21 protein-coding genes are annotated in these 21,171 nt (G+C 70.5%); 15 read left to right on the forward strand and 6 right to left on the reverse strand.

Translation table 11 applies throughout. The annotated features are described in order from the left end of the window. Positions 1 to 92: 92 nt before the first annotated feature. A complete protein-coding gene (locus tag AB0G47_RS31675) occupies positions 93 to 1,541 on the reverse strand; it encodes an NAD(P)H-quinone dehydrogenase (protein ID WP_266870299.1) in 1,449 nt (482 codons plus the stop codon). A 95-nt stretch (positions 1,542 to 1,636) separates the two neighbouring features. Here AB0G47_RS31675 and AB0G47_RS31680 point away from each other — a divergent pair, with 95 nt between their 5' ends. The 4 genes from AB0G47_RS31680 to AB0G47_RS31695 all read left to right on the forward strand — a co-directional run bounded on the left by AB0G47_RS31680 (position 1,637) and on the right by AB0G47_RS31695 (position 6,106). Beyond that, complete coding sequence (locus AB0G47_RS31680) at positions 1,637 to 2,074, forward strand: gamma-glutamylcyclotransferase (RefSeq protein ID WP_360777033.1); 438 nt, start codon at positions 1,637 to 1,639, stop codon at positions 2,072 to 2,074. 114 nt (positions 2,075 to 2,188) lie between these two features. Continuing rightward, complete coding sequence (locus AB0G47_RS31685) at positions 2,189 to 3,013, forward strand: purine-nucleoside phosphorylase (RefSeq protein ID WP_360777035.1); 825 nt, start codon at positions 2,189 to 2,191, stop codon at positions 3,011 to 3,013. Between the two features lie 127 nt (positions 3,014 to 3,140). Beyond that, positions 3,141 to 4,775, forward strand: coding sequence for a phospho-sugar mutase (locus tag AB0G47_RS31690; RefSeq protein WP_360777095.1), 1,635 nt, complete (start codon positions 3,141 to 3,143; stop codon positions 4,773 to 4,775). Positions 4,776 to 4,897: 122 nt separating this feature from the next. Next, a complete protein-coding gene (locus AB0G47_RS31695; protein WP_360777036.1) occupies positions 4,898 to 6,106 on the forward strand; it encodes a glycosyltransferase family 39 protein in 1,209 nt (402 codons plus the stop codon). Between the two features lie 153 nt (positions 6,107 to 6,259). On the opposite strand, the gene AB0G47_RS31700 is transcribed toward AB0G47_RS31695, so the two are convergent. Then, positions 6,260 to 6,901: a PH domain-containing protein gene (locus AB0G47_RS31700; protein WP_360777038.1), complete on the reverse strand. Its 642-nt coding sequence runs from the start codon at positions 6,899 to 6,901 to the stop codon at positions 6,260 to 6,262. 133 nt (positions 6,902 to 7,034) lie between these two features. On the opposite strand from AB0G47_RS31700, the gene deoC reads away from it, so the two are divergent. From deoC to AB0G47_RS31715, 3 genes are read left to right on the forward strand one after another with little or no spacing between them, the layout of a single operon-like run. After that, positions 7,035 to 7,997 carry a deoxyribose-phosphate aldolase gene (gene deoC / locus AB0G47_RS31705; protein WP_360777097.1) on the forward strand — a complete coding sequence of 321 codons (963 nt, stop codon included), beginning with the start codon at positions 7,035 to 7,037 and terminating at the stop codon, positions 7,995 to 7,997. A 3-nt stretch (positions 7,998 to 8,000) separates the two neighbouring features. After that, positions 8,001 to 9,440 carry an aldehyde dehydrogenase family protein gene (locus AB0G47_RS31710; RefSeq protein WP_360777040.1) on the forward strand — a complete coding sequence of 480 codons (1,440 nt, stop codon included), beginning with the start codon at positions 8,001 to 8,003 and terminating at the stop codon, positions 9,438 to 9,440. Beyond that, the gene (locus tag AB0G47_RS31715) at positions 9,433 to 10,329 is read left to right on the forward strand and encodes an aldehyde dehydrogenase family protein (protein WP_360777042.1); all 897 of its coding nucleotides are present in this window, start codon (positions 9,433 to 9,435) and stop codon (positions 10,327 to 10,329) included. Before AB0G47_RS31710 ends, AB0G47_RS31715 begins: the two co-directional genes overlap by 8 nt. An 82-nt stretch (positions 10,330 to 10,411) precedes the next feature. Here the strand turns inward: AB0G47_RS31715 and AB0G47_RS31720 are convergent, their stop codons facing one another. Further along, the gene (locus AB0G47_RS31720) at positions 10,412 to 11,146 is read right to left on the reverse strand and encodes a TetR/AcrR family transcriptional regulator C-terminal domain-containing protein (RefSeq protein WP_360777043.1); all 735 of its coding nucleotides are present in this window, start codon (positions 11,144 to 11,146) and stop codon (positions 10,412 to 10,414) included. 127 nt (positions 11,147 to 11,273) lie between these two features. Here AB0G47_RS31720 and AB0G47_RS31725 point away from each other — a divergent pair, with 127 nt between their 5' ends. From AB0G47_RS31725 to AB0G47_RS31735, 3 genes are all read left to right on the forward strand, one after another. Further along, a complete protein-coding gene (locus tag AB0G47_RS31725; RefSeq protein WP_360777045.1) occupies positions 11,274 to 11,891 on the forward strand; it encodes an NAD(P)H-dependent oxidoreductase in 618 nt (205 codons plus the stop codon). Positions 11,892 to 11,918: 27 nt separating this feature from the next. Then, a complete protein-coding gene (locus AB0G47_RS31730) occupies positions 11,919 to 13,427 on the forward strand; it encodes a DHA2 family efflux MFS transporter permease subunit (RefSeq protein ID WP_360777047.1) in 1,509 nt (502 codons plus the stop codon). Positions 13,428 to 13,666: 239 nt separating this feature from the next. After that, positions 13,667 to 14,299 (forward strand): ATP-binding protein, encoded by a 633-nt coding sequence (locus AB0G47_RS31735; protein ID WP_360777049.1) that lies wholly within the window; start codon positions 13,667 to 13,669, stop codon positions 14,297 to 14,299. 197 nt (positions 14,300 to 14,496) lie between these two features. Here the strand turns inward: AB0G47_RS31735 and AB0G47_RS31740 are convergent, their stop codons facing one another. Continuing rightward, positions 14,497 to 15,264 carry a SigE family RNA polymerase sigma factor gene (locus tag AB0G47_RS31740; RefSeq protein WP_360777051.1) on the reverse strand — a complete coding sequence of 256 codons (768 nt, stop codon included), beginning with the start codon at positions 15,262 to 15,264 and terminating at the stop codon, positions 14,497 to 14,499. A gap of 182 nt (positions 15,265 to 15,446) precedes the next feature. Here AB0G47_RS31740 and afsQ1 point away from each other — a divergent pair, with 182 nt between their 5' ends. The 5 genes from afsQ1 to AB0G47_RS31765 all read left to right on the forward strand — a co-directional run bounded on the left by afsQ1 (position 15,447) and on the right by AB0G47_RS31765 (position 19,328). Then, positions 15,447 to 16,124, forward strand: coding sequence for a two-component system response regulator AfsQ1 (gene afsQ1, locus AB0G47_RS31745; protein ID WP_360777099.1), 678 nt, complete (start codon positions 15,447 to 15,449; stop codon positions 16,122 to 16,124). Then, complete coding sequence (locus AB0G47_RS31750) at positions 16,121 to 17,737, forward strand: HAMP domain-containing sensor histidine kinase (protein ID WP_360777053.1); 1,617 nt, start codon at positions 16,121 to 16,123, stop codon at positions 17,735 to 17,737. Before afsQ1 ends, AB0G47_RS31750 begins: the two co-directional genes overlap by 4 nt. After that, positions 17,734 to 18,333 carry a hypothetical protein gene (locus AB0G47_RS31755; RefSeq protein ID WP_360777055.1) on the forward strand — a complete coding sequence of 200 codons (600 nt, stop codon included), beginning with the start codon at positions 17,734 to 17,736 and terminating at the stop codon, positions 18,331 to 18,333. The genes AB0G47_RS31750 and AB0G47_RS31755 overlap by 4 nt, the downstream gene beginning before the upstream one ends. Positions 18,334 to 18,476: 143 nt before the next feature. Beyond that, positions 18,477 to 19,025: a VanZ family protein gene (locus AB0G47_RS31760; RefSeq protein WP_360777057.1), complete on the forward strand. Its 549-nt coding sequence runs from the start codon at positions 18,477 to 18,479 to the stop codon at positions 19,023 to 19,025. 99 nt (positions 19,026 to 19,124) lie between these two features. Continuing rightward, positions 19,125 to 19,328: a PspC domain-containing protein gene (locus AB0G47_RS31765; RefSeq protein ID WP_266870281.1), complete on the forward strand. Its 204-nt coding sequence runs from the start codon at positions 19,125 to 19,127 to the stop codon at positions 19,326 to 19,328. A gap of 80 nt (positions 19,329 to 19,408) precedes the next feature. On the opposite strand, the gene AB0G47_RS31770 is transcribed toward AB0G47_RS31765, so the two are convergent. Both AB0G47_RS31770 and AB0G47_RS31775 read right to left on the reverse strand, forming a co-directional pair. Next, the gene (locus AB0G47_RS31770; protein ID WP_360777059.1) at positions 19,409 to 19,813 is read right to left on the reverse strand and encodes an ATP-binding protein; all 405 of its coding nucleotides are present in this window, start codon (positions 19,811 to 19,813) and stop codon (positions 19,409 to 19,411) included. Positions 19,814 to 19,946: 133 nt separating this feature from the next. After that, a complete protein-coding gene (locus tag AB0G47_RS31775; RefSeq protein WP_360777061.1) occupies positions 19,947 to 21,116 on the reverse strand; it encodes an adenosine deaminase in 1,170 nt (389 codons plus the stop codon). Positions 21,117 to 21,171 lie beyond the last annotated feature (55 nt).

A 21,171-nucleotide genomic window follows, 5' to 3' on the forward strand; every position in this document is an offset into this window, starting at 1 on the left:
CCGCGAATGCTCCGCAACAGTGCGTGACCTGCGCAGAGTTGATACCCAGGCGGGCGCCGCCTCATCCGCGACGCACGCCTCCGGGGCCTCGCTCAGGCCTCGCCGGCCGTCTTGCGCGTGTGAAGTTGACGCGCGACCTCGGCGATCGACCCCGAAAGAGATGGGTACACGGTGAAGGCGTTCGCGATCTGTTCAACCGTCAGATTGTTGTCGACCGCGATCGAGATGGGGTGGATCAGTTCCGAAGCGCGCGGCGCGACGACCACTCCGCCGACCACGATCCCCGTACCCGGACGGCAGAAGATCTTGACGAAGCCGTCGCGGATGCCCTGCATCTTCGCGCGCGGGTTGCGAAGCAGCGGCAGCTTCACGACGCGGGCGTCGATCTTGCCGGCGTCGACGTCGGACTGGCTGTAGCCGACCGTGGCGATCTCGGGGTCGGTGAAGACGTTCGACGAGACGGTCTTCAGGTTCAGCGGCGTCACCGCGTCGCCCAGGAAGTGGTACATCGCGATGCGCCCCTGCATGGCGGCGACGGAGGCGAGCGCGAAGATCCCGGTCACGTCACCGGCGGCGTACACACCGGGAGCGGACGTCCTGGAGACCTTGTCGGTCCAGATGTGCCCGGAGTCCTTGAGCTTGACCCCGGCCTCCTCCAGGCCCATGCCGCTGCTGTTGGGGATGGCACCGACGGCCATCAGACAGTGCGTACCGGAGATGACACGGCCATCGGCGAGCGTGACCTCGACGCGGTCGCCCACGCGCTTGGCGGAAGCGGCGCGGGAGCGCGACATGACGTTCATGCCACGGCGGCGGAAGACGTCCTCGAGGACCGCTGCGGCGTCCGGGTCCTCGCCGGGCAGCACGCGGTCGCGGCTCGATACGAGGGTGACATTGGAGCCGAGTGCCTGGTAGGCGCCGGCGAACTCGGCGCCCGTGACACCGGAACCGACCACGATGAGCTCCTCGGGGAGCTCGTCCAGGTCGTACACCTGGGTCCAGTTCAGGATCCGCTCGCCGTCGGGCAGGGCGTCGGGGACCTCACGCGGGTGACCGCCGGTGGCGATGAGCACGGCGTCGGCGACGAGGGTCTCCTCGCTGCCGTCGGCGGCGCGCACGACGACCTTCCGTGATCCGTCGATGTCCTGCTGGCCCTCGAGGCGGCCGCGGCCGCGCAGCACGCGGGCGCCGGCCCGCGTGACGGACGCGGTGATGTCGTGCGACTGGGCGAGCGCGAGGCGCTTCACACGGCGGTTGACCTTGCCCAGGTCCACGCCCACCACGCGCGCGGGGGTGTCGATGTGCGGGGTGTCGTCCGCGACGATGATGCCGAGCTCTTCGTACGACGAATCGAAGCTGGTCATCACCTCGGCCGTCGCGATCAGAGTCTTCGACGGAACGCAGTCGGTGAGCACCGACGCCCCGCCCAGACCGTCGCAGTCGACGACGGTCACCTCCGCGCCGAGCTGGGCCGCCACAAGGGCTGCCTCATATCCGCCGGGTCCGCCACCAATGATCACGATCCGAGTCACGTACTCCATTGTCCCGCACGCTTCAAGGTGCTTCGCCCCGGGGCCCTGCGGAGCACTTCTGTTACGGGAGGGACACAGCTCGTCGCTGCCGTACCCTCGATCACATGTCGCTCTACGCCGCGTACGCCGGCAATCTGGATCCGCGGCTCATGTCACGCCGCGCCCCGCACTCGCCGCTGCGCCAGACCGGCTGGCTGAACGGCTGGCGGCTGACCTTCGGCGGGGAGCACATGGGCTGGGAGGGCGCCCTTGCCACGATCGTGGAGGCCCCCCGCTCCCAGGTCTTCGTCGCCCTCTACGACATCGCTCCCATGGACGAGGACTCCATGGACCGGTGGGAGGGCGTGGGCCTGGACGTCTACCGCCGCATGCGGGTCCGTGTGCACACCCTGGACGGCGAGGAACCGGCGTGGGTGTACGTCCTCAACGGGTACGAAGGGGGCCTGCCGTCCGCGCGGTACCTGGGCGAGCTGGCCGACGCGGCGGAGTCCGCGGGGGCCCCGCACGACTACGTGATGGAGCTGCGCAAGCGCCCCTGCTGACGGCATCCCGCGGGCGTTCCCTTCCCCCTTTGTCGGAAACGACAAGGCAACGATCCGAATCCCGTGAGCATCGTCATCTACGCGCGTAGGCTCCGAGCGGCTACTCTCGTCCGCGTGAACGCTTCAGTTATTCCGGACGACATCCAGGGCGACCCCTACGCCGCCGCCGACGCCGCCGCCGCGCGCCTGCGTGAGCTCACGGGCGCCGAGACCCACGACGTAGCCCTTGTGATGGGCTCCGGCTGGGCACCGGCCGTGGACGCGCTCGGCGCTCCCGATGCCGAGTTCCCGGTCACCGAACTGCCCGGCTTCCCGCCGCCGGCGGTTGCGGGACACGGCGGCCGCATCCGCTCCTTCAAGGTCGGTGACAAGCGCGCCCTGGTCTTTCTGGGCCGCACCCACTACTACGAGGGCCGTGGCGTCGCCGCCGTCGCGCACGGCGTGCGTACGGCCGTGGCCGCGGGCTGCAAGACCATCGTGCTGACCAACGGCTGCGGTGGCCTGCGCGAGGGCATGCGTCCCGGCCAGCCGGTCCTGATCAACGACCACCTCAACCTGACGGCCACGTCGCCGATCGTCGGCGCGAACTTCGTGGACCTGACGGACCTGTACTCGCCGCGGCTGCGGGCGCTCTGCAAGGAGATCGACCCCTCCCTCGAAGAGGGCGTGTACGCGCAGTTCCCCGGCCCGCACTACGAGACGCCGGCGGAGATCCGCATGGCCCGCACGATCGGCGCGGACCTGGTGGGCATGTCCACCGTCCTCGAGGCGATCGCCGCGCGCGAGGCGGGTGCTGAGGTCCTCGGCATCTCCCTGGTGACGAACCTCGCCGCGGGCATGACGGGCGAGCCCCTGAACCACGAAGAGGTCCTCCAGGCGGGCCGCGACAGCGCCACCCGCATGGGCGAGCTCCTCGGCCAGGTCCTGGGCCGTATCTGACGGGTGTCCCCGCTCGTCCGGTCACCCCGCCGCGGGTAACCGGACGAGTAGGTGCGAGTACCGCCTCCGACCAGGTGCGCGTGCCGGACCCCCGAGAAACTCCGCATACGAGAGGCTGACGTACGTGCTGGACGATTCCGAACTCATCGCGCGGGCCCAGGCCTGGCTGGCCGAGGACCCGGACCCCGAGACCCGCGAGGAACTCGCCAAGCTCATCGAGGCCGCGGACACCACAGAGCTGGCCGCCCGTTTCGGCGGCACCCTCCAGTTCGGCACCGCCGGCCTCCGCGGCGAGCTGGGCGCGGGCCCCATGCGGATGAACCGCTCCGTGGTCATCCGCGCGGCCGCGGGACTCGCCGCGTATCTCAAGTCCAAGAATCAAACCGACGGTCTAGTAGTGATCGGCTACGACGCCCGCTACAAGTCCGCGGACTTCGCGCGTGACACCGCTGCCGTGATGACGGGCGCCGGCCTCAAGGCGGCCGTCCTGCCGCGTCCCCTGCCCACCCCCGTGCTCGCCTTCGCCATAAGGCACCTCGGCGCGGTCGCCGGCGTGGAGGTCACGGCAAGCCACAACCCGCCGCGCGACAACGGCTACAAGGTCTACCTCGGCGACGGCTCCCAGATCGTCCCGCCCGCGGACGCGGAGATCGCGGCGCAGATCGACGCCATCGCGAGCCTGCACGACGTACCCCGCCCCGACAGCGGCTGGGAAATCCTCGGTGACGACGTCCTGAACGCCTATCTGGCGCGTACGGACGCGGTCCTGGCCCCGGAGTCCCCCCGCACCGCCCGCACCGTCTACACGGCGATGCACGGCGTCGGCAAGGACACGCTCCTCGCGGCGTTCACCCGGGCCGGCTTCCCCGCCCCGGTCCTCGTCGCCGAGCAGGCCGAGCCTGACCCGGACTTCCCGACGGTCGCCTTCCCGAACCCGGAGGAGCCGGGCGCGATGGACCTCGCCTTCGCGCAGGCCCGCGAGACGGACCCGGACCTGGTCATCGCCAACGACCCGGACGCGGACCGCTGCGCGGCCGCCGTCAAGGACGGCGCGGACTGGCGCATGCTCCGGGGCGACGAGGTGGGCGCGCTGCTCGCCGCGCACCTGGTGCGGCGCGGCGCGCGCGGCACCTTCGCCGAGTCGATCGTGTCGTCCTCGCTCCTGGGCCGTATCGCCGAAAAGGCGGGTCTTCCTTACGAAGAGACCCTCACCGGCTTCAAGTGGATCGCCCGCGTGGAGGACCTGCGGTACGGCTACGAGGAAGCGCTCGGCTACTGCGTGGACCCTGAGGGCGTACGCGACAAGGACGGCATCACGGCGGCGCTGCTCCTCACCGAGCTCGCGTCGGAACTCAAGGAGGCGGGCCGCACCCTGCTCGACCTCCTCGACGACCTGGCCGTCGAGCACGGGCTGCACGCCACGGACCAGCTCTCGGTGCGGGTGGAGGACCTCTCGCTGATCGCGGACGCGATGCGCCGGCTGCGCGAGCAGCCGCCGACGGCGCTCGCGGGCCTGCCCGTGACGAAGGCCGAGGACCTGACCCGGGGCACGGACAAGCTGCCGCCCACGGACGGCCTGCGCTACACGCTGGACGGCGCGCGCGTCATCGTCCGCCCCAGCGGCACCGAGCCGAAGCTCAAGTGCTACCTGGAGGTGGTCGTTCCGGTGGCGGACACGTCCGCCCTGCAGGGTGCCCGCGCGAGGGCGGCGGAGCTCCTCGCCGCGATCAAGCGCGACCTCTCGGCGGCCGCGGGCATCTGAACCACCCGGGCCACCCGTCCGAGTGGTTCCCGTACGACAGGTGACGCAGCGATCCGGTGCGCTGCCGGTCCCCCAGGAAGGGTCGACCGGTAGCGCACTTTCACGTTCCCGGAGCCGCCGCAGTGCCGTACGGACCGACCTCTGAGATCCCGACCGCCCCGGCGTCCACCGCCCCGTCACGGGTCCCGGCGTCCCGGAGCCGCGGCACCGCCGCTCGGGCGGCCCGCGCCCTGCGCCACGCCTCCCCCGCACTCCTCGCCTACGCGGCCGTACGCGTCCTGGGGGCGCTGGTCTTCGCCGTGTGGGCGCGCAGGGAACACCGGGACGTCTGGCACCTGCTCGCGGAGTCCTGGGACTGCGACTGGTATCTGAAGATCGCCGACAACGGGTACGCGCACACCCTGGGCACCCAGATCGACGCGAACAACCTGGCGTTCTTCCCGCTCTACCCGCTGCTCGTCAGGGCGGGCGAGGCCGTCGCGCCCGAGCCGCGCGGCGCGGTCGGGCTCGCGATCTCCGTAGGGTGCTCGTTCCTCGCCGCATGGGGGATCTTCGCGGTCGGCGACCGCCTCTACGGCCGCAGGGCCGGCGTCGTCCTCGCCGTCCTCTGGGGATCGCTCCCCGTCGCTCTCGTGCAGTGGATGGGCTATACGGAGTCCCTGTTCACGGCGCTCACCGCGTGGGCGCTGTACGCCGTGCTCACCGGCCGCTGGGTGTGGGCGGGCGCCCTGGCCGCGCTCGCGGGGCTCACCCGCCCGACCGGTGTGGCCCTCGCGGCGGCCGTCTCCCTGACGGCGCTGCTCACCCTGCGCCGCCGGACGTCAGGAGGATTCCCCCTGCGCGCCCTTCTGGGGGCCCTCCTGGCGCCGCTCGGCTGGCTGGCGTACGTCGGCTGGGTGGGGCTCAGGCTGGGCCGCTGGGACGGCTATTTCGCCGTACAGAAGCTGTGGCGCAACGAGTGGGACGGCGGCGTCGGGACGCTGCGCACGATGTACGACCTGCTCGCCGTCACGCGGCCGCAGCTGTTCCTGACGATGGTGACGGCGACGCTGCTCGCCGGTCTTGCGCTGTTCGTCCTGTCGCTGGGCGACCGCCAGCCGCTGCCACTGCTGGTCTTCTCCGGACTGCTCCTGGCGATCGTGCTCGGCAGCAAGGGCGTCTACTTCCCGCGGGCCCGCTTCCTGATGCCCGGCTTCCCGCTGCTGCTGCCGGTGGCGGTGGCGCTGGCCCGCGCGCGGACGCATGTCGCCGTGACGGTGCTGGTGTCGGCGGCAGTGGCATCGGCGGCATTCGGCGGCCACATGCTCCTGGCGTGGCTGGGCCCGCCGTGAGCGCCCCGAAGGGGCGCGGGGCTGTGACATGTGCGGCTCCGCCGCGTGGGCGCGACCAGCCACAGCGCCCCGAAGGGGCGCGGGGAACTGCGCGACCAGCCATAACGGACCCGCAGGCGAGAAACGCACTTCCCGCGGAGCGAATAGCGGGGCCTAGCCGACGATCAGCAGCACGGCAAGCAACACCGCGCCCGCGACAACCGGCGCAAGGATCTCGTAGCTCCAGCGCACCACCGGCTCCCCCTGCGCCGACTCCGCGGAGACGCGCCGCTCGGCGATCTCCCGCAGGTCGTCCATGATCTGGTCGCCGGGTGCGCGCAGCGGATCGGAGTGACCGGGGCGGCGAGTGGGCCCGGAGCCGACGCTCGGGTCGCCCGCCGCCGCGCCCTGCGACTGCCTGCGGGCGGCCTTCTTGCGGCCCCGCAGGGACACCGGGATGGCCCAGAGCTGGTATTTGGTGCCCGACTGGGTGAAGACCTCGTTCGAGTAGCCGGAGCGGAGGCCCGAGACGGACGCCCACGGCAGCGTGATCGTCCGCAAGGGGTTCCTGATGCGCAGCCGGTCGTCATTGGCGTACACGGCGGGGCGCACGGTGAAGGCGACGACGAGCGGCACCGCGAAGATCAGCCCGGCGAGCGCGAGCCACGGCGTGCGGCCCTCCCCCCGGATCACGGCGTCGATGCCGAGCCAGCCGCCGACGGCGAGCAGCAGGACGCCTCCGGCGATACCGCCGGACGACCGAAACGTCCGGTCCTTGTACTCGGGCTCCGCGACGGGAGGCTGGGGCTCGCTCATACCCCTGATTCTGCCTGAGCGATTCAGCACGGGGTGATCGGGTGGGTGGGCGGGAGAAATCCGCCGCGAAGCGGCGGTCTTGAACCCACCCCTATACAGCCGCTACGCGCGTAGATATGCTCCCCTCGTGACCATGCCCACTGCTCCCGCAAACGCACACGTACACGGACTGAGCGACGCCACAGCGTCAGACCGGACGCTGCGCCGCTTCCTCCACGGGCTGCCCGGCGTCGACACGGTCGGCCTGGAGGCGCGCGCCGCGGCGCTCGGCACCCGCTCGATCAAGACCACGGCGAAGGCGTACGCCATCGACCTGGCCATCTCGATGATCGACCTGACGACCCTGGAGGGCGCCGACACCCCCGGCAAGGTCCGGGCGCTCGGCGCGAAGGCGGTCAACCCGGATCCGACCGACCGCGGCACCCCGAGGACCGCCGCGGTCTGCGTCTATCCGGACATGGTGGCCGTCGCCAAGGAGGCCGTCGGCGCCAGCGGCGTGAAGGTCGCCTCCGTGGCGACCGCCTTCCCCGCGGGCCGCGCCGCCATCGACGTGAAGCTCGGTGACGTACGCGAGGCGGTCGCGGCCGGCGCCGACGAGATCGACATGGTCATCGACCGCGGCGCCTTCCTGGCGGGCGACTACATGACGGTGTTCGAGCAGATCCGCGCCGTGAAGGAAGCCTCCGGCGAGGCCAGGCTCAAGGTCATCTTCGAGACCGGTGAGCTCTCGACGTACGACAACATCCGTCGCGCCTCCTGGATCGGCATGCTCGCGGGCGCCGACTTCATCAAGACCTCGACCGGCAAGGTCGGTGTCAACGCCACCCCCGCCAACACCCTCCTGATGCTGGAAGCCGTACGCGACTTCCGCGCGCAGACCGGGGTACAGGTCGGGGTGAAGCCCGCCGGCGGCATCCGCACCACCAAGGACGCGATCAAGTTCCTCGTCCTGGTGAACGAGACCGCGGGCGCGGACTGGCTGGACAACCACTGGTTCCGCTTCGGCGCCTCATCGCTCCTCAACGACCTGCTGATGCAGCGCCAGAAGCTGGCCACGGGCCGCTACTCCGGCCCCGACTACGTGACGGTGGACTGACCCATGACTTCCACAGCTTTTGAGTACGCCCCCGCACCGGAGTCCCGCTCCGTCGTCGACATCGCGCCCTCGTACGGCCTGTTCATCGACGGCGAGTTCGTGGAGGCGGCGGACGGCAAGGTCTTCAAGACCGTCTCGCCCTCCACCGAAGAAGTCCTCTCCGAAGTCGCACAGGCCTCCTCCGAAGACGTCGACCGCGCGGTGAAGGCCGCCCGCAAGGCCTTCGAGAAGTGGTCGGCGCTGCCGGGCGCCGAGCGCGCCAAGTACCTCTTCCGCATCGCCCGGATCATCCAGGAGCGCAGCCGCGAACTGGCCGTCCTGGAGACCCTCGACAACGGAAAGCCCATCAAGGAGACGCGCGACGCCGACCTCCCCCTGGTCGCCGCGCACTTCTTCTACTACGCGGGCTGGGCCGACAAGCTCGACCACGCGGGCTACGGCGCGAACCCGCAGCCGCTCGGCGTCGCGGGCCAGGTCATCCCCTGGAACTTCCCGCTCCTGATGCTGGCCTGGAAGATCGCCCCGGCGCTCGCGACGGGCAACACGGTCGTCCTGAAGCCCGCCGAGACGACTCCCCTGAGCGCCCTGTTCTTCGCGGACATCTGCCGCCAGGCGGGCCTGCCCAAGGGCGTCGTCAACATCCTTCCCGGGTACGGCGACGCGGGCGCGGCCCTGACCGCCCACCCCGACGTCGACAAGGTCGCCTTCACCGGCTCGACCGCCGTCGGCAAGGCCATCGCACGCCAGGTCGCGGGCACCGACAAGAAGGTCACGCTCGAACTGGGCGGCAAGGGCGCGAACATCGTCTTCGACGACGCCCCCATCGACCAGGCCGTCGAGGGCATCGTCACCGGCATCTTCTTCAACCAGGGCCAGGTCTGCTGCGCGGGCTCGCGCCTCCTCGTACAGGAGTCGGTGCAGGACGAGGTGCTCGACGCCCTCAAGCGCCGCCTGACCACCCTGCGCCTGGGCGACCCGCTCGACAAGAACACCGACATCGGCGCGATCAACTCCGCGGAGCAGCTCGCCCGTATCAAGGCCCTGACCGAGACGGGCGAGGCGGAGGGCGCCGAGCGCTGGTCCGCCCCGTGCGAACTGCCCTCCGCCGGCTACTGGTTCGCGCCGACGCTCTTCACGAACGTCACGCAGGCGCACACCGTCGCCCGCGACGAGATCTTCGGCCCGGTGCTCTCGGTGCTCACCTTCCGTACGCCGGAAGAGGCCGTCGCCAAGGCCAACAACACCCAGTACGGCCTCTCCGCCGGCATCTGGACGGAGAAGGGCTCCCGCATCCTCGCGGTCGCCGATCGCCTGCGCGCGGGCGTCATCTGGGCCAACACGTTCAACAAGTTCGACCCGACCTCGCCCTTCGGCGGCTACAAGGAATCGGGTTACGGCCGCGAGGGCGGCCGCCACGGCCTGGAGGCGTACCTCAATGTCTGAGCGACTCACGGTCCTGAAGACCTACAAGCTGTACGTCGGCGGGAAGTTCCCGCGTTCCGAGAGCGGCCGGGTGTACGAGGTGACGGACTCGAAGAACAAGTGGCTGGCCAACGCCCCGCTCTCCTCCCGCAAGGACGCCCGTGACGCGGTCGTGGCCGCGCGCAAGGCGCAGGGCTCCTGGGCGGGCAAGACGGCCTATCTGCGCGGCCAGATCCTCTACCGCGTCGCGGAGATGCTGGAGGGCCGCAAGGACCAGTTCGTACGGGAAGTCGCCGACGCCGAGGGCCTTTCCAAGTCGAAGGCCGCCGCCGTCGTGGACGCGGCCATCGACCGCTGGGTCTGGTACGCGGGCTGGACCGACAAGATCGCCCAGATCGTGGGCGGCGGGAACCCGGTCGCGGGCCCCTTCTTCAACCTCTCGTCGCCCGAGCCGACCGGCGTGGTGACGGTCGTCGCCCCGCAGAAGTCGTCGTTCCTGGGCCTGGTCTCGGTGATCGCCCCGGTGATCGCGACCGGCAACACGGCCGTGGTGATCGCGAGCGAGGACTCCCCGCTCCCGGCGCTCTCGCTTGGCGAGGTGCTCGCCACCTCCGACCTGCCGGGCGGCGTCGTGAACATCCTGTCCGGCAGGACGGCGGAGATCGCCCCGTCGCTCGCCGCGCACCAGGACGTGAACGCGATCGACCTGGCGGGCGTCGAGGACGACGTACTGGCCAAGGAGCTCGAGGTCGCGGCCGCCGACAACCTCAAGCGCGTCGTGCGTCCACAGGCTGTGGACACCATGGACTGGTCGGCCGACCCCGGCACGCACCGCCTGACGGCCTTCCTGGAGACCAAGACGGTCTGGCACCCCACGGGGTCGCTTGGCGCGTCCGGCTCCTCGTACTGAGGCCCACGGGCCACTCCCCGCGGCGAAGCCCCGGTCCTCCTCCGTCCAGGAGGGCCGGGGCTTCGCCCATGTGTCCGTACGGTCAGATGCCGAACCGCGCCGCGATCCCGTCGAGGACGCACTCGAGGCCCGTCTCGAACGCCCAGGTCGGATCGTCCTTGCGCGTCGCCCGCAGAGCGTGGCGCCGATAGGTGGGGTAGCGGCCGGTCTCCATGAGGTACGTCATCTGCGGCGCGAGGCCGACGCGGGTCTCGGCGGCGGACGACCAGCCCTCGGCCTGAGTCCACTCCTGCAGGGCCACTTCGGACGAGGCCGCGCCGTGCGCGTAGGCGCTGACGGTACGGAACGCCACCATCATCGTGTCCTCGTCCAGGCCGAGCCCGTCGAGCGCCGCCAACTGCCGCTCGGCGATGGCCAACCGGCCCGGGGTGAGGACGAAGGTCGCCGTGGGCAGCTGCCCCACCCACGGGTGGCGCCGCATCGACTCCCGGGTCAGCAGGGCGAAGGCCCGCAGCACCTCGCGCCAGCCGGTCAGCTCCTCGGGGATCACGATCTCGGCCGCCACCCGCTCGCCCATCAGCGCCCACAGGTCGTCCTTGCCGGAGACATGGCGGTACGCGGCCATCGGCGCGACCCCCAGCTCCGTGGCGAGCCGGCGCATGGTGACGGCGGCGAAGCCCTCCGCGTCGGCGACCTCGACCGCGACGGCCCCGATCCGCTCCAGGGTCAGTGAGGCGCGGGGCGCGGCCGGCTGTTCGAGACGCTCCCAGAGCGATCTGTCCGCCGCCGCCTTGCCGTCCCTCTTCTGACCAGCCACAACCGGGCTCCTCTCCGTCGAGCGATCAGCGTACAACGTATCCCTCAGTAGACACTGTACACACCCACGTGTACGTTGTACGCATCTCGATACGCCGTACACATTCAGCACCCTCAGGGGGATCCTCATGACCAGCAGCACCGCCATGCCCAGCAGCATCGATCGGCCGCTCCAGGTCGCCGTCGTCGTCGGCAGCACCCGCGAGGGCCGTTTCGCCCCCGTCGTCATGCGGTGGCTGACGGGGCATCTCGACCGGCGCGACGACATGAAGGCCGATGTCGTCGACCTCGCCGAGACCCCGCTGCCCACCGCCCTGCCCGCCTTCGGACAGCCACTCGCACCCGGCGTCCAGGAGGCACTCGCCCTGGTGTCACCGCGCCTCGACGCCGCCGACGCGTTCGTCTTCGTCACACCGGAGTACAACCACAGCTTCCCGGCCTCCCTGAAGAACGCCGTCGACTGGCACAACACGCAGTGGCACGGCAAGCCGGTCGCCTTCGTCTCCTACGGCGGCCTCTCCGGCGGCCTGCGCGCGGTCGAGCAACTCCGCGTCGTCATGGCCGAGTTGAACGCCACGACCATCCGCAACACGGTCAGCTTCCACAACGCGTACGGAGCGTTCGGCGAGAACGGCACGGTCGACGACCCGGCCGTGGACGCCGCCGCCGAGGCCCTGCTCGACCAGCTCGCCTGGTGGGCGCACGCGCTGCGGGACGCCAAGTCCGTCCGTGCGTACGCTGCCTGACTTCTCGTCACATCCCTGGGGGGAACCATGAGTCAACGTACGGAAGGGACGAGCATCCCGCCGACGCCGGACGGCGCGACGCAACCGGCCGACGGGGGCGGCCCGTCCAAGCTCGTCCTCTTCGGGCTGCTGCTCGGCCTGATGCTCGGCCTGCTCGACGGCACGATCGTGGGCACCGCCCTGCCCACGATCGTGGGCGACCTGGGCGGCCTCGACCACCTCTCCTGGGTGGTGACGGCCTATCTGCTCACCGCGACCGTCTCCACCCCCATCTGGGGCAAGCTCGGCGACCTGTACGGACGCAAGGGCAGCTTCGTCTGGTCGATCGCGGTGTTCCTCGCCGGCTCCGTGCTCTCCGGACTCGCCCAGGACATGGGGCAGCTCATCGCCTTCCGTGCCGTGCAGGGCCTCGGCGCGGGCGGCCTCATGGTCGGCGCCATCTCGATCATCGGCGTCATGCTGCCCCCGTCACAGGCGGGCCGCTCGCAGTCGATGATCGGCGCGATGATGCCCGTGGCGCTGGTCGGCGGACCGCTGCTCGGCGGCTTCCTCACCGACCGGCTCGACTGGCGCTGGGTCTTCTACGTCAACGTGCCCATCGGCGCGATCGCCCTGATCGTCATCGCCCTGCGCCTGCGCCTGCGCACCGAGCGCGTCAAGGCCCGGATCGACTACAAGGGAGCGGCACTACTCTCCGCGGGCATCCTCGCCCTCACCCTCCTGGGCAGTTGGGGCGGCACCACCTACGGCTGGGCGTCGCCGCAGATCCTCGGGCTCGGCGTGCTCGCCGCGGCCGCCCTGGTCTGGTTCGCCCGGGTCGAGCGGCGGGCCGCCGAGCCGATCATCCCGCCCCGGCTCTTCGCCGACCGCAACTTCACCCTCGCCCAGATCCTCTGCTTCCTGGTGGGCGGCGCCATGCTCGGGGCGTCCAACTATCTGCCGCAGTACATGCAGTTCGTCCGCGGCGCATCGTCGACGGCCAGCGGCATGCTGCTGCTTCCGCTGATGGCGGGCATGTTCGGGGCGCAGCTGCTGCTGGGGCGGATCACGGCCAAGGGCGGCGGCTACCGCGCGTACCCCATCGTCGGTGGCGCGCTGACGTCCGTCGGCGGGCTCGCGCTGCTGGCGGTCGGCGCGGACACCCCGACGGCCGTGACCTCCGCGCTGACCCTCGTACTCGGCACCGGCATGGGCTTCCTGATGCAGAGCACCCTGCTGATCACCATCAACAGCGCCGGGCCGCGCGACATGGGCGCCGCCACCGGCACCGCGACACTGCTGCGCACGATCGGCGGCTCGCTCGGCGTCGCGGTACTCGGCGCGGTCTACTCCAGCCGGCTCGCCTCGGCCGGAATGCCGCAGGGCGGCACGTCCTGGACGCCCGAAGCCGTCCGGGGGATGCCGGACGCGGTGCGCGAGACGGTGCGTACGGCGGTCACCGGCGGGCTGCACGGGGTGATGCTCGGGACGGCGCTGCTCGGCGCGGTGGCATTCGCGGTGGCGTGGCTGGTGCGGGACGTTCCACTGCGGGAATGACGTCGTAGGCCTGCGGGCCGGTGGGGGCTGGCCGCGCCCACGATGGTGACGGTCACGCCCGCGTGCAGCAGGGCGCGCGAGACGGACTTGGGGCCTGCTGAGTTTCGTGCCATCGGTCCACCACCCACATCCACACTGGGTAATCATGAGCGCACGTAGCGTAGTTGAGGTGTGGTGCGGGCACCAAAGCCCGACCCGTGGGGTCGCCTCAGCGGCTCAATGCCGCACACTGGTCTCTCGTGAGTTCCCATCCCCCGATACCCACCCGCGTCGTGCTGCTCGCCGGCCCCTCCGGCTCGGGCAAGTCGTCGTTCGCCGCCCGCTCGGGCCTTCCGGTGCTGTGCCTCGACGACTTCTACAAAGAGGCCGACGACCCGACGCTGCCGCAGGTGCCGGGCAGCGCCGACATCGACTGGGACTCCCCCGCGTCCTGGGACCGCGAGACCGCCGTCGCCGCCATCGAGCGTCTTTGCCGTACGGGACGTACGAGCGTTCCCGTGTACGACATCTCCACCAGCTCCCGTACGGGCGAGTCCGCGATGGACATCGAGCGCACACCGGTGTTCATCGCGGAGGGGATCTTCGCGGCGGACATCGTGGAGCAGTGCAGGGAGATCGGCGTGCTCGCCGACGCGATCTGTCTGCGGGGGCGGCCGTCCACCACGTTCCGGCGGCGGCTGCTGCGGGACCTGCGCGAGGGGCGCAAGTCCGTGCCGTTTCTCCTCCGGAGGGGGTGGCGGCTGATGCGCGCCGAGCGGGCGATCGTCGCCCGCCAGGCTGCACTGGGCGCGCATCCCTGCGGGCGGGACGAGGCGTTGGGGCGGGTTGCCGCTGCCGCGGCCGGGCGTTGCGTGAAGGCTCGGGCGTACTAGACCGCCGCTTCACGGCGGATTTTTCCCGCCCGCCCACCCGAGCACCCCGCAACAAAGCAGAAGGACCGGAAAGACCCCCCGGCCTTCCGGTCCTGCTGCCTCTTTCCCCCGTGGTCCCCCGTGACCCCGTTTCCCCCGTGGATCCCCCCGATACTTCCCGCCGCTTCCCCCCTAGGAGCGGCGGCCCCCGTGATCCCTCAGGCGACCAACTCGCCGAAGGACTCCTCCTGGTCACGGCCGAAGCTGAGGACCTCGTCCTCGCGCAGCCGGCGCAGGGAGCGCCAGATGCTGGACTTCACCGTGCCCACGCTGATGTCGAGGATGTCCGCGATCTCGGGGTCCGTGCGGCCCTCGTAGTAGCGCAGGACCAGCATCGTCCGCTGCAGTTCGGGGAGGCGGGCCAGGGCCTGCCAGAGAACCGCGCGGAGTTCCGTGCCCCGCATCGCGTCCGTGTCGCCCGCCGTCTCCGGCAGTTCCTCGGTCGGGTATTCGTTCAGCTTGCGGCGGCGCCACGCGCTGATGTGCAGATTGGTCATGGTGCGGCGGAGGTACCCGCCGACCGCGGCCTTGTCGCTGATCCTGTCCCAGGCCCGGTACGTCGAGAAGAGGGCGCTCTGCAGCAGATCCTCGGCCTCGAAACGGTCACCGGTCAGGTGGTAGGCGGTTGCGTACAGGGAGGCACGACGCTCCTGGACGTAGGCGGTGAACTCCGCCTCCGACGCCGAAGTGCGCTCCCCCGTGTCCTCCCTGTACGCGGCTCCCCCGTGAGCTCCCCCGTCAGTTCCCCCGATTACGCCCGGGAGTACGTCAACCACCGTCATGAACGTGGTGTGCTGACGCCCGGTGCCGCGAGCGCACCCCCGCCCGCTCACGGCACCGGACTTCTCGTGCCTCTCGGCAGTCCGAGCCACGTCGTGGAGACGCGTGACAACTGCGCTTGAGCTGGTGCTGTGCAGCGTGTTCATCTCGCGCCCCCCGTCGGTGGAGTCTGGCTTCTTCCGTGTGACCAAAACTCTGCCCGAGGCACTTCATGACGGTGTCCGCCGACTGTCACAGGCCTGCAACAGCCCTCATGTGTGTAGGGGAGAAGTGTGGGAGGGCTCCCAACAGTCGAACTGTGGCCGCACCATGGGACAGAATGACGTCCGTGCCTTCCCTGTTGCTGATCGAGGACGACGACGCCATCCGTACAGCCCTTGAGCTTTCGCTCACTCGCCAAGGGCATCGGGTGGCTACTGCTGCCACCGGCGAGGACGGCCTGAAACTGCTCGCAGAGCAGCGGCCGGACCTGATCGTGCTGGATGTGATGCTGCCGGGCATCGACGGGTTCGAGGTGTGCCGTCGCATCCGGCGCACCGACCAGTTGCCGATCATCCTCCTTACCGCGCGCAGTGACGACATCGACGTGGTGGTCGGACTCGAGTCCGGCGCCGACGACTATGTCGTGAAACCCGTGCAGGGACGGGTGCTCGACGCCCGGATCCGTGCGGTGCTCCGGCGCGGTGAGCGCGAGGCCAATGACGCGGCGACGTTCGGTTCGCTCGTCATCGACCGCGCCGCGATGACCGTGACGAAGAACGGCGAGGATCTGCAGCTCACGCCGACCGAGCTGCGGCTGCTCCTTGAGCTGAGCCGCAGGCCCGGACAGGCCCTGTCGCGGCAGCAGTTGCTGCGTCTGGTGTGGGAGCACGACTATCTCGGTGACTCCCGGCTCGTCGACGCGTGTGTGCAGCGGCTGCGCGCGAAGGTGGAGGACGTCCCGTCCTCGCCGACACTGATCCGTACGGTGCGTGGGGTCGGCTACCGGCTGGACACTCCTCAGTGACCAAACCGCAGGACAAGCTCCGCGGTTGGGCCGCGGCGCGCAAGGCGATACTGGCAGGGCTGCGTTTCACGAGCCTGCGGCTCCGGCTCGTCGTGGTGTTCGGCCTGGTGGCACTGACCGCCGCCGTCTCGGCGTCCGGAATCGCGTACTGGCTCAACCGCGAGGCGGTGCTCACCCGTGCGCAGGACGCGGCGCTGAAGGACTTCCAGCAGGAGATGCAGACCCGCGCGGGGGCGCTGCCGCCCCATCCGACGCAGGACGAACTGCAGCAGGCCGCCGGGACGATGGCGAACAGCAGCCAGCGCTACAGCGTGCTGCTGATCGGTGAGAACGGCGACGGTGACACCGTCGTCGGCTACTCCGACCTGGACGCCTTCACGCTCGCCGATGTGCCCAAGTCGCTGCGGGTGACGGTGAACAAGGAACAGCCGCTCACCTCGAGCAACAAGAGCCCGTACCACCTGTACTGGCAGCGGACCGTCGACGACGGCACCCCGTATCTGGTGGGCGGCGCGAAGGTCATCGGCGGCGGGCCCACCGGTTACATGCTCAAGTCCCTTGAGCCGGAGGCGAAGGACCTGAGTTCGCTCGGCTGGTCGCTCGCCATCGCCACGGGGCTCGCGCTGATCGGTTCCGCGCTGCTCGCGCAGGCGGCGGCGACCACCGTGCTCAAGCCGGTGCACCGGCTCGGCGTGGCCGCGCGGCGGCTCGGCGAGGGCAAGCTGGACACCCGGCTGAGGGTGTCGGGCACGGATGAACTGGCCGATCTGTCACGGACGTTCAACCGGACCGCGGAGAGTCTGGAGAAGAAGGTCGACGACATGAGCGCCCGTGACGAGGCCTCGCGCCGCTTCGTCGCCGACATGTCGCACGAACTGCGTACGCCGCTGACCGCGATCACCGCGGTGACGGAGGTCCTCGAAGAGGAGCTGGACGCCGAGACCGGGTCGGTCGACCCGATGATCGAGCCCGCGGTGCGCCTCGTGGTCAGCGAGACCCGCCGGCTCAACGACCTGGTGGAGAACCTGATGGAGGTCACCCGCTTCGACGCGGGCACGGCCCGGCTCGTCCTGGACGACGTCGACATCGCCGACCAGATCACGGCGTGCATCGACGCCCGTGCCTGGCTCGACGCGGTCGAGCTCGACGCGGAGCGCGGCATCATGGTGCGGCTCGACCCGCGCCGCCTCGACGTGATCCTGGCGAACCTCATCGGCAACGCACTCAAGCACGGCGGCTCCCCGGTGAAGGTCTCGGTGCGGCTCGCGGGCGAGAAGCTGGTCATCGCGGTGCGCGACGGGGGCCCCGGCATCCCCGAGGACGTACTGCCGCATGTCTTCGACCGCTTCTACAAGGCGAGTGCGTCCAGGCCGCGTTCGGAGGGCAGCGGGCTCGGGCTCTCCATCGCGCTGGAGAACGCGCACATCCACGGCGGTGAGATCACAGCCGCCAACTCCCCCAAGGGCGGCGCCGTGTTCACGCTCTGGCTGCCGCGCGATCCCAGGCCGCTGATGGAGGAAGAACCGGACGACACAGACGACGCGGGCAACGCGGACAGCACCGACGAGCCCCGCAAGGGCGCGGACGGCGCGGGCAAGGGAGAGAAGCGATGAACCGGCGACGGCTGCGTGCCGCGCTCCTTGCCGCCGCGCTGACCGCGACGCTCGCCGGGTGCGGCATCCGGTCGACGGAGGTGCCGACCGACTTCGGCCCCGGGCCCTCGCGGGTGCCGTGTGTGATGTCCGGGTCGAGCATCGCGTCACAGTCGAGCGGCATCCCGGTGCAGGTCTTCCTGGTGTGCGCGGCACAGCTGGTGACCGTCGACCGCACGGTGCGGATCCCCGCCGACAAGGCGACGACCGACCGCGTACGCATCGCGCAGGCGCTCCTCGACGAGCTGGAGCATCCACCGTCGGACCCCGAGAAGCAGGCGGGCTTCGCCACGGACGTACGCGGCGGCACGGTCGTCAGCGGTCCCGGCGACGGCGATCCGGACGACGCACTGCGGTTCAGCACGCCGCCGGAGGATCTGTCGGCCTTCGCCCTCGCGCAGATCGTGTGCACCTACGCGGACAGCGCGGCGGCGGCCGGCGAGCGCTCGGTGATCCTGGGCGGCCCCGGTGACGCCCCGCTGCGCCGCTACGAATGCACGCAGGCCGTCAGGCAGCGCCCCGGCACGGAGGCACCGCCTGCGGAGACGGTGAAGTGACCGCACTCCTTGAGCGGCCGCAGTGACCACGGAGCGTCACACCGCCCGCGATTGAGACAGCCACCGCGCGTGATCAGGACAGCGCCCCGTACCGGGATGAGATACGCGGAACCGATCCTGCCGCTCGGGGCGTCTAGGGGGACGTGCGTCAAGGCTCGGGCGGCCACGGGGCCGCCATCCGCTTCCGCGCGGCGGGAGGATTCCTCCTCGTCGCGCACCTTCTGCTCGTCGGATGGTTCACGCTGCGTCCACTGGACGTGCCCTGGGTCAGCGCGGCGAATCTGCAGCCGTTCGCCGGCATCAAGGCGGATCTGGCGCTCGGTCCCGTGCAGGCCGCCCGGCAGATAGGCGGCAGCCTGCTGCTGCTCGCGCCGCTCGGCGTGCTGCTTCCGCTCGCCGGCGGGCGGGTCCATGTGTCGCCGCTGGGTTCGCTGGTCCGCACGATCGCGGCGGGGGCGCTGCTCTCGCTGGGCATCGAGCTGCTGCAGACCGGGGTGCCGGGGCAGGTCGTCGACATCGACTCGCTGTTCCTGAACACCGTGGGAGTGGCTCTCGCGCATCTCGCCGTGGTGCCCGCCGTCAGGGCCAGGCTCCGCCGCCGTGCTGATGGGGTGGACCGCGCGGCCCTCCTGCGGGAGGACGCTTCTCAGGGTGCGACCCCGACGATTCCCAGGGTCGGTATCGCACCGTAGAGCGACGCTTTGCCCGCTTCGTGAACGTAGCTTTGAGTCATCGGGGAAACGCCCCCGGACCTCATAGCTCGCATACCGACGGTTCACGAAGGAGCCACCATGACCGCCCTTGCCCGCCCCACGAACGGCCGGATGATCGGCGGAGTGTGTGCCGCCCTCGCCAGGAAGTTCGGCACGTCGGCGACGACGATGCGCGTGATCTTCGTGCTCTCCTGCCTGCTGCCCGGACCGCAGTTCCTCCTCTACATAGCGCTGTGGGTGCTGCTCCCCTCGGAGGGCAAGACCCAGCAGGCAGCCTGGTGAAAGGCCTCTATACGTACGCCGATGGGGCGCACCCCTGCGAAAGGGTGCGCCCCATCGGCGTACGCGGATGCGCGCGAGGGTCAGCCGAGCGGCAGACCGTTCACCGGCAGACCCGAGGTCTGCGGGCCCGCGAGCGGCAGGCCGCCGAGCAGGCCCGAGGGCGGGTTGGCGGGGGCCGACAGGGCCTCAGCCTGGGGCTGAACCTCGCTGTTGGGGAGCTTGGGGCCGTTGGCGAGCTGGTTCATGGTCGGCGCGGTGGCCTGCATGGCGGTGCCGAGCGCGTTCTGACCGGCGGCCAGGGCCTCGGGGCCACCGGCGGGCAGCGTCGTGGCGGCCTCGCCGACGGGGAGCGTCGAGGTGGCGGAGCCGAGGGCGGCCGTGGCGTTCGGCACCGACGGGGCGGCGTCGGCGGCACCCGCGCCGGCGGCGGCGAAGGCGGCACCGAGAGCGGCGACACCGAGGGTCTTGGCAGCAGACTGCTTCATCTTCAATGCGTCCTTGATGACGGGGACTTTTGAGCGGTCCAAGACCGTAAACACGTGAGCGAGCGGTCCGCAAACAGCAAAACGCGGCCGGGAATTAATTTTCCCGGCCGCGCCCGCAATGCTCGAATTGCTGCTAGGACCCGACAGAAGTGCTGGTCGAAGCGGTCTGGCGGAACAGCCATTCGGACTTCAGCTCGGCATAACCGGGCTTGATCACGTCATTGATCATTGCCAGTCGTTCATCGAAAGGAATGAACGCTGATTTCATCGCATTGACTGTGAACCACTGCATGTCGTCGAGCGTGTAACCGAAAGCGTCGACCAGGTGGTCGAATTCACGGCTCATGCTGGTGCCGGACATGAGGCGGTTGTCGGTGTTCACCGTCGCCCGGAAGTGCAGCTTGCGGAGCAGCCCGATGGGGTGCTCGGCGTAGGAGGTCGCGGCGCCCGTCTGGAGGTTGGAGCTGGGGCACATCTCCAGGGGGATGCGCTTGTCGCGTACGTAGCTGGCGAGGCGGCCGAGCTTCACGGTGCCGTCGTCGGCGACCTGGATGTCGTCGATGATGCGTACGCCGTGGCCGAGCCGGTCGGCGCCGCACCACTGCAGGGCCTGCCAGATGGAGGGCAGGCCGAAGGCCTCGCCGGCGTGGATCGTGAAGTGGTTGTTCTCGCGCTTGAGGTACTCGAACGCGTCGAGGTGCCGGGTGGGCGGGAAGCCCGCCTCGGCGCCCGCGATGTCGAAGCCGACGACGCCCAGGTCGCGGTAGCGGTTGGCGAGTTCCGCGATCTCCAGGGCTCGGGCGGCGTGCCGCATCGCGGTGAGCAGCGCGCCGACGCGGATGCGGTGGCCGTTGGCCTTCGCGCGCCGCTCGCCTTCCCGGAAGCCCTCGTTGACGGCCTCGACGACCTCTTCGAGGGTGAGGCCCTGCTCCAGGTGCTGCTCGGGGGCGTACCGGATCTCGGCGTAGACGACGCCGTCCTCGGCGAGGTCCTCGGCGCACTCGGCGGCCACGCGCTTGAGGGCGTCCCTCGTCTGCATCACCGCGCAGGTGTGGGCGAAGGTCTCCAGATAGCGCGGAAGCGAACCGGAGTCGGCGGCCTCCCGGAACCAGATCCCCAGCTTGTCGGGGTCGGTCTCGGGCAGTGACTCGTACCCCGTCTCGCGGGCGAGGTCGACGATCGTGCCGGGGCGCAGGCCGCCGTCCAGGTGGTCGTGGAGGAGCACCTTGGGGGCGCGGCGGATCTGTTCGGCGCTGGGTGTTTCGCGGTCCGTCTGACCGGCTTTGGTGGTCTGGCTCGTCATCTCGGCACTCTAGCGCCTACGCGCGTAGATCGCTGGGTGGATCTCACGGGTCGAT

Source organism: Streptomyces sp. NPDC021622 (assembly GCF_040640795.1).
Classification (GTDB): Bacteria; Actinomycetota; Actinomycetes; order Streptomycetales; family Streptomycetaceae; genus Streptomyces.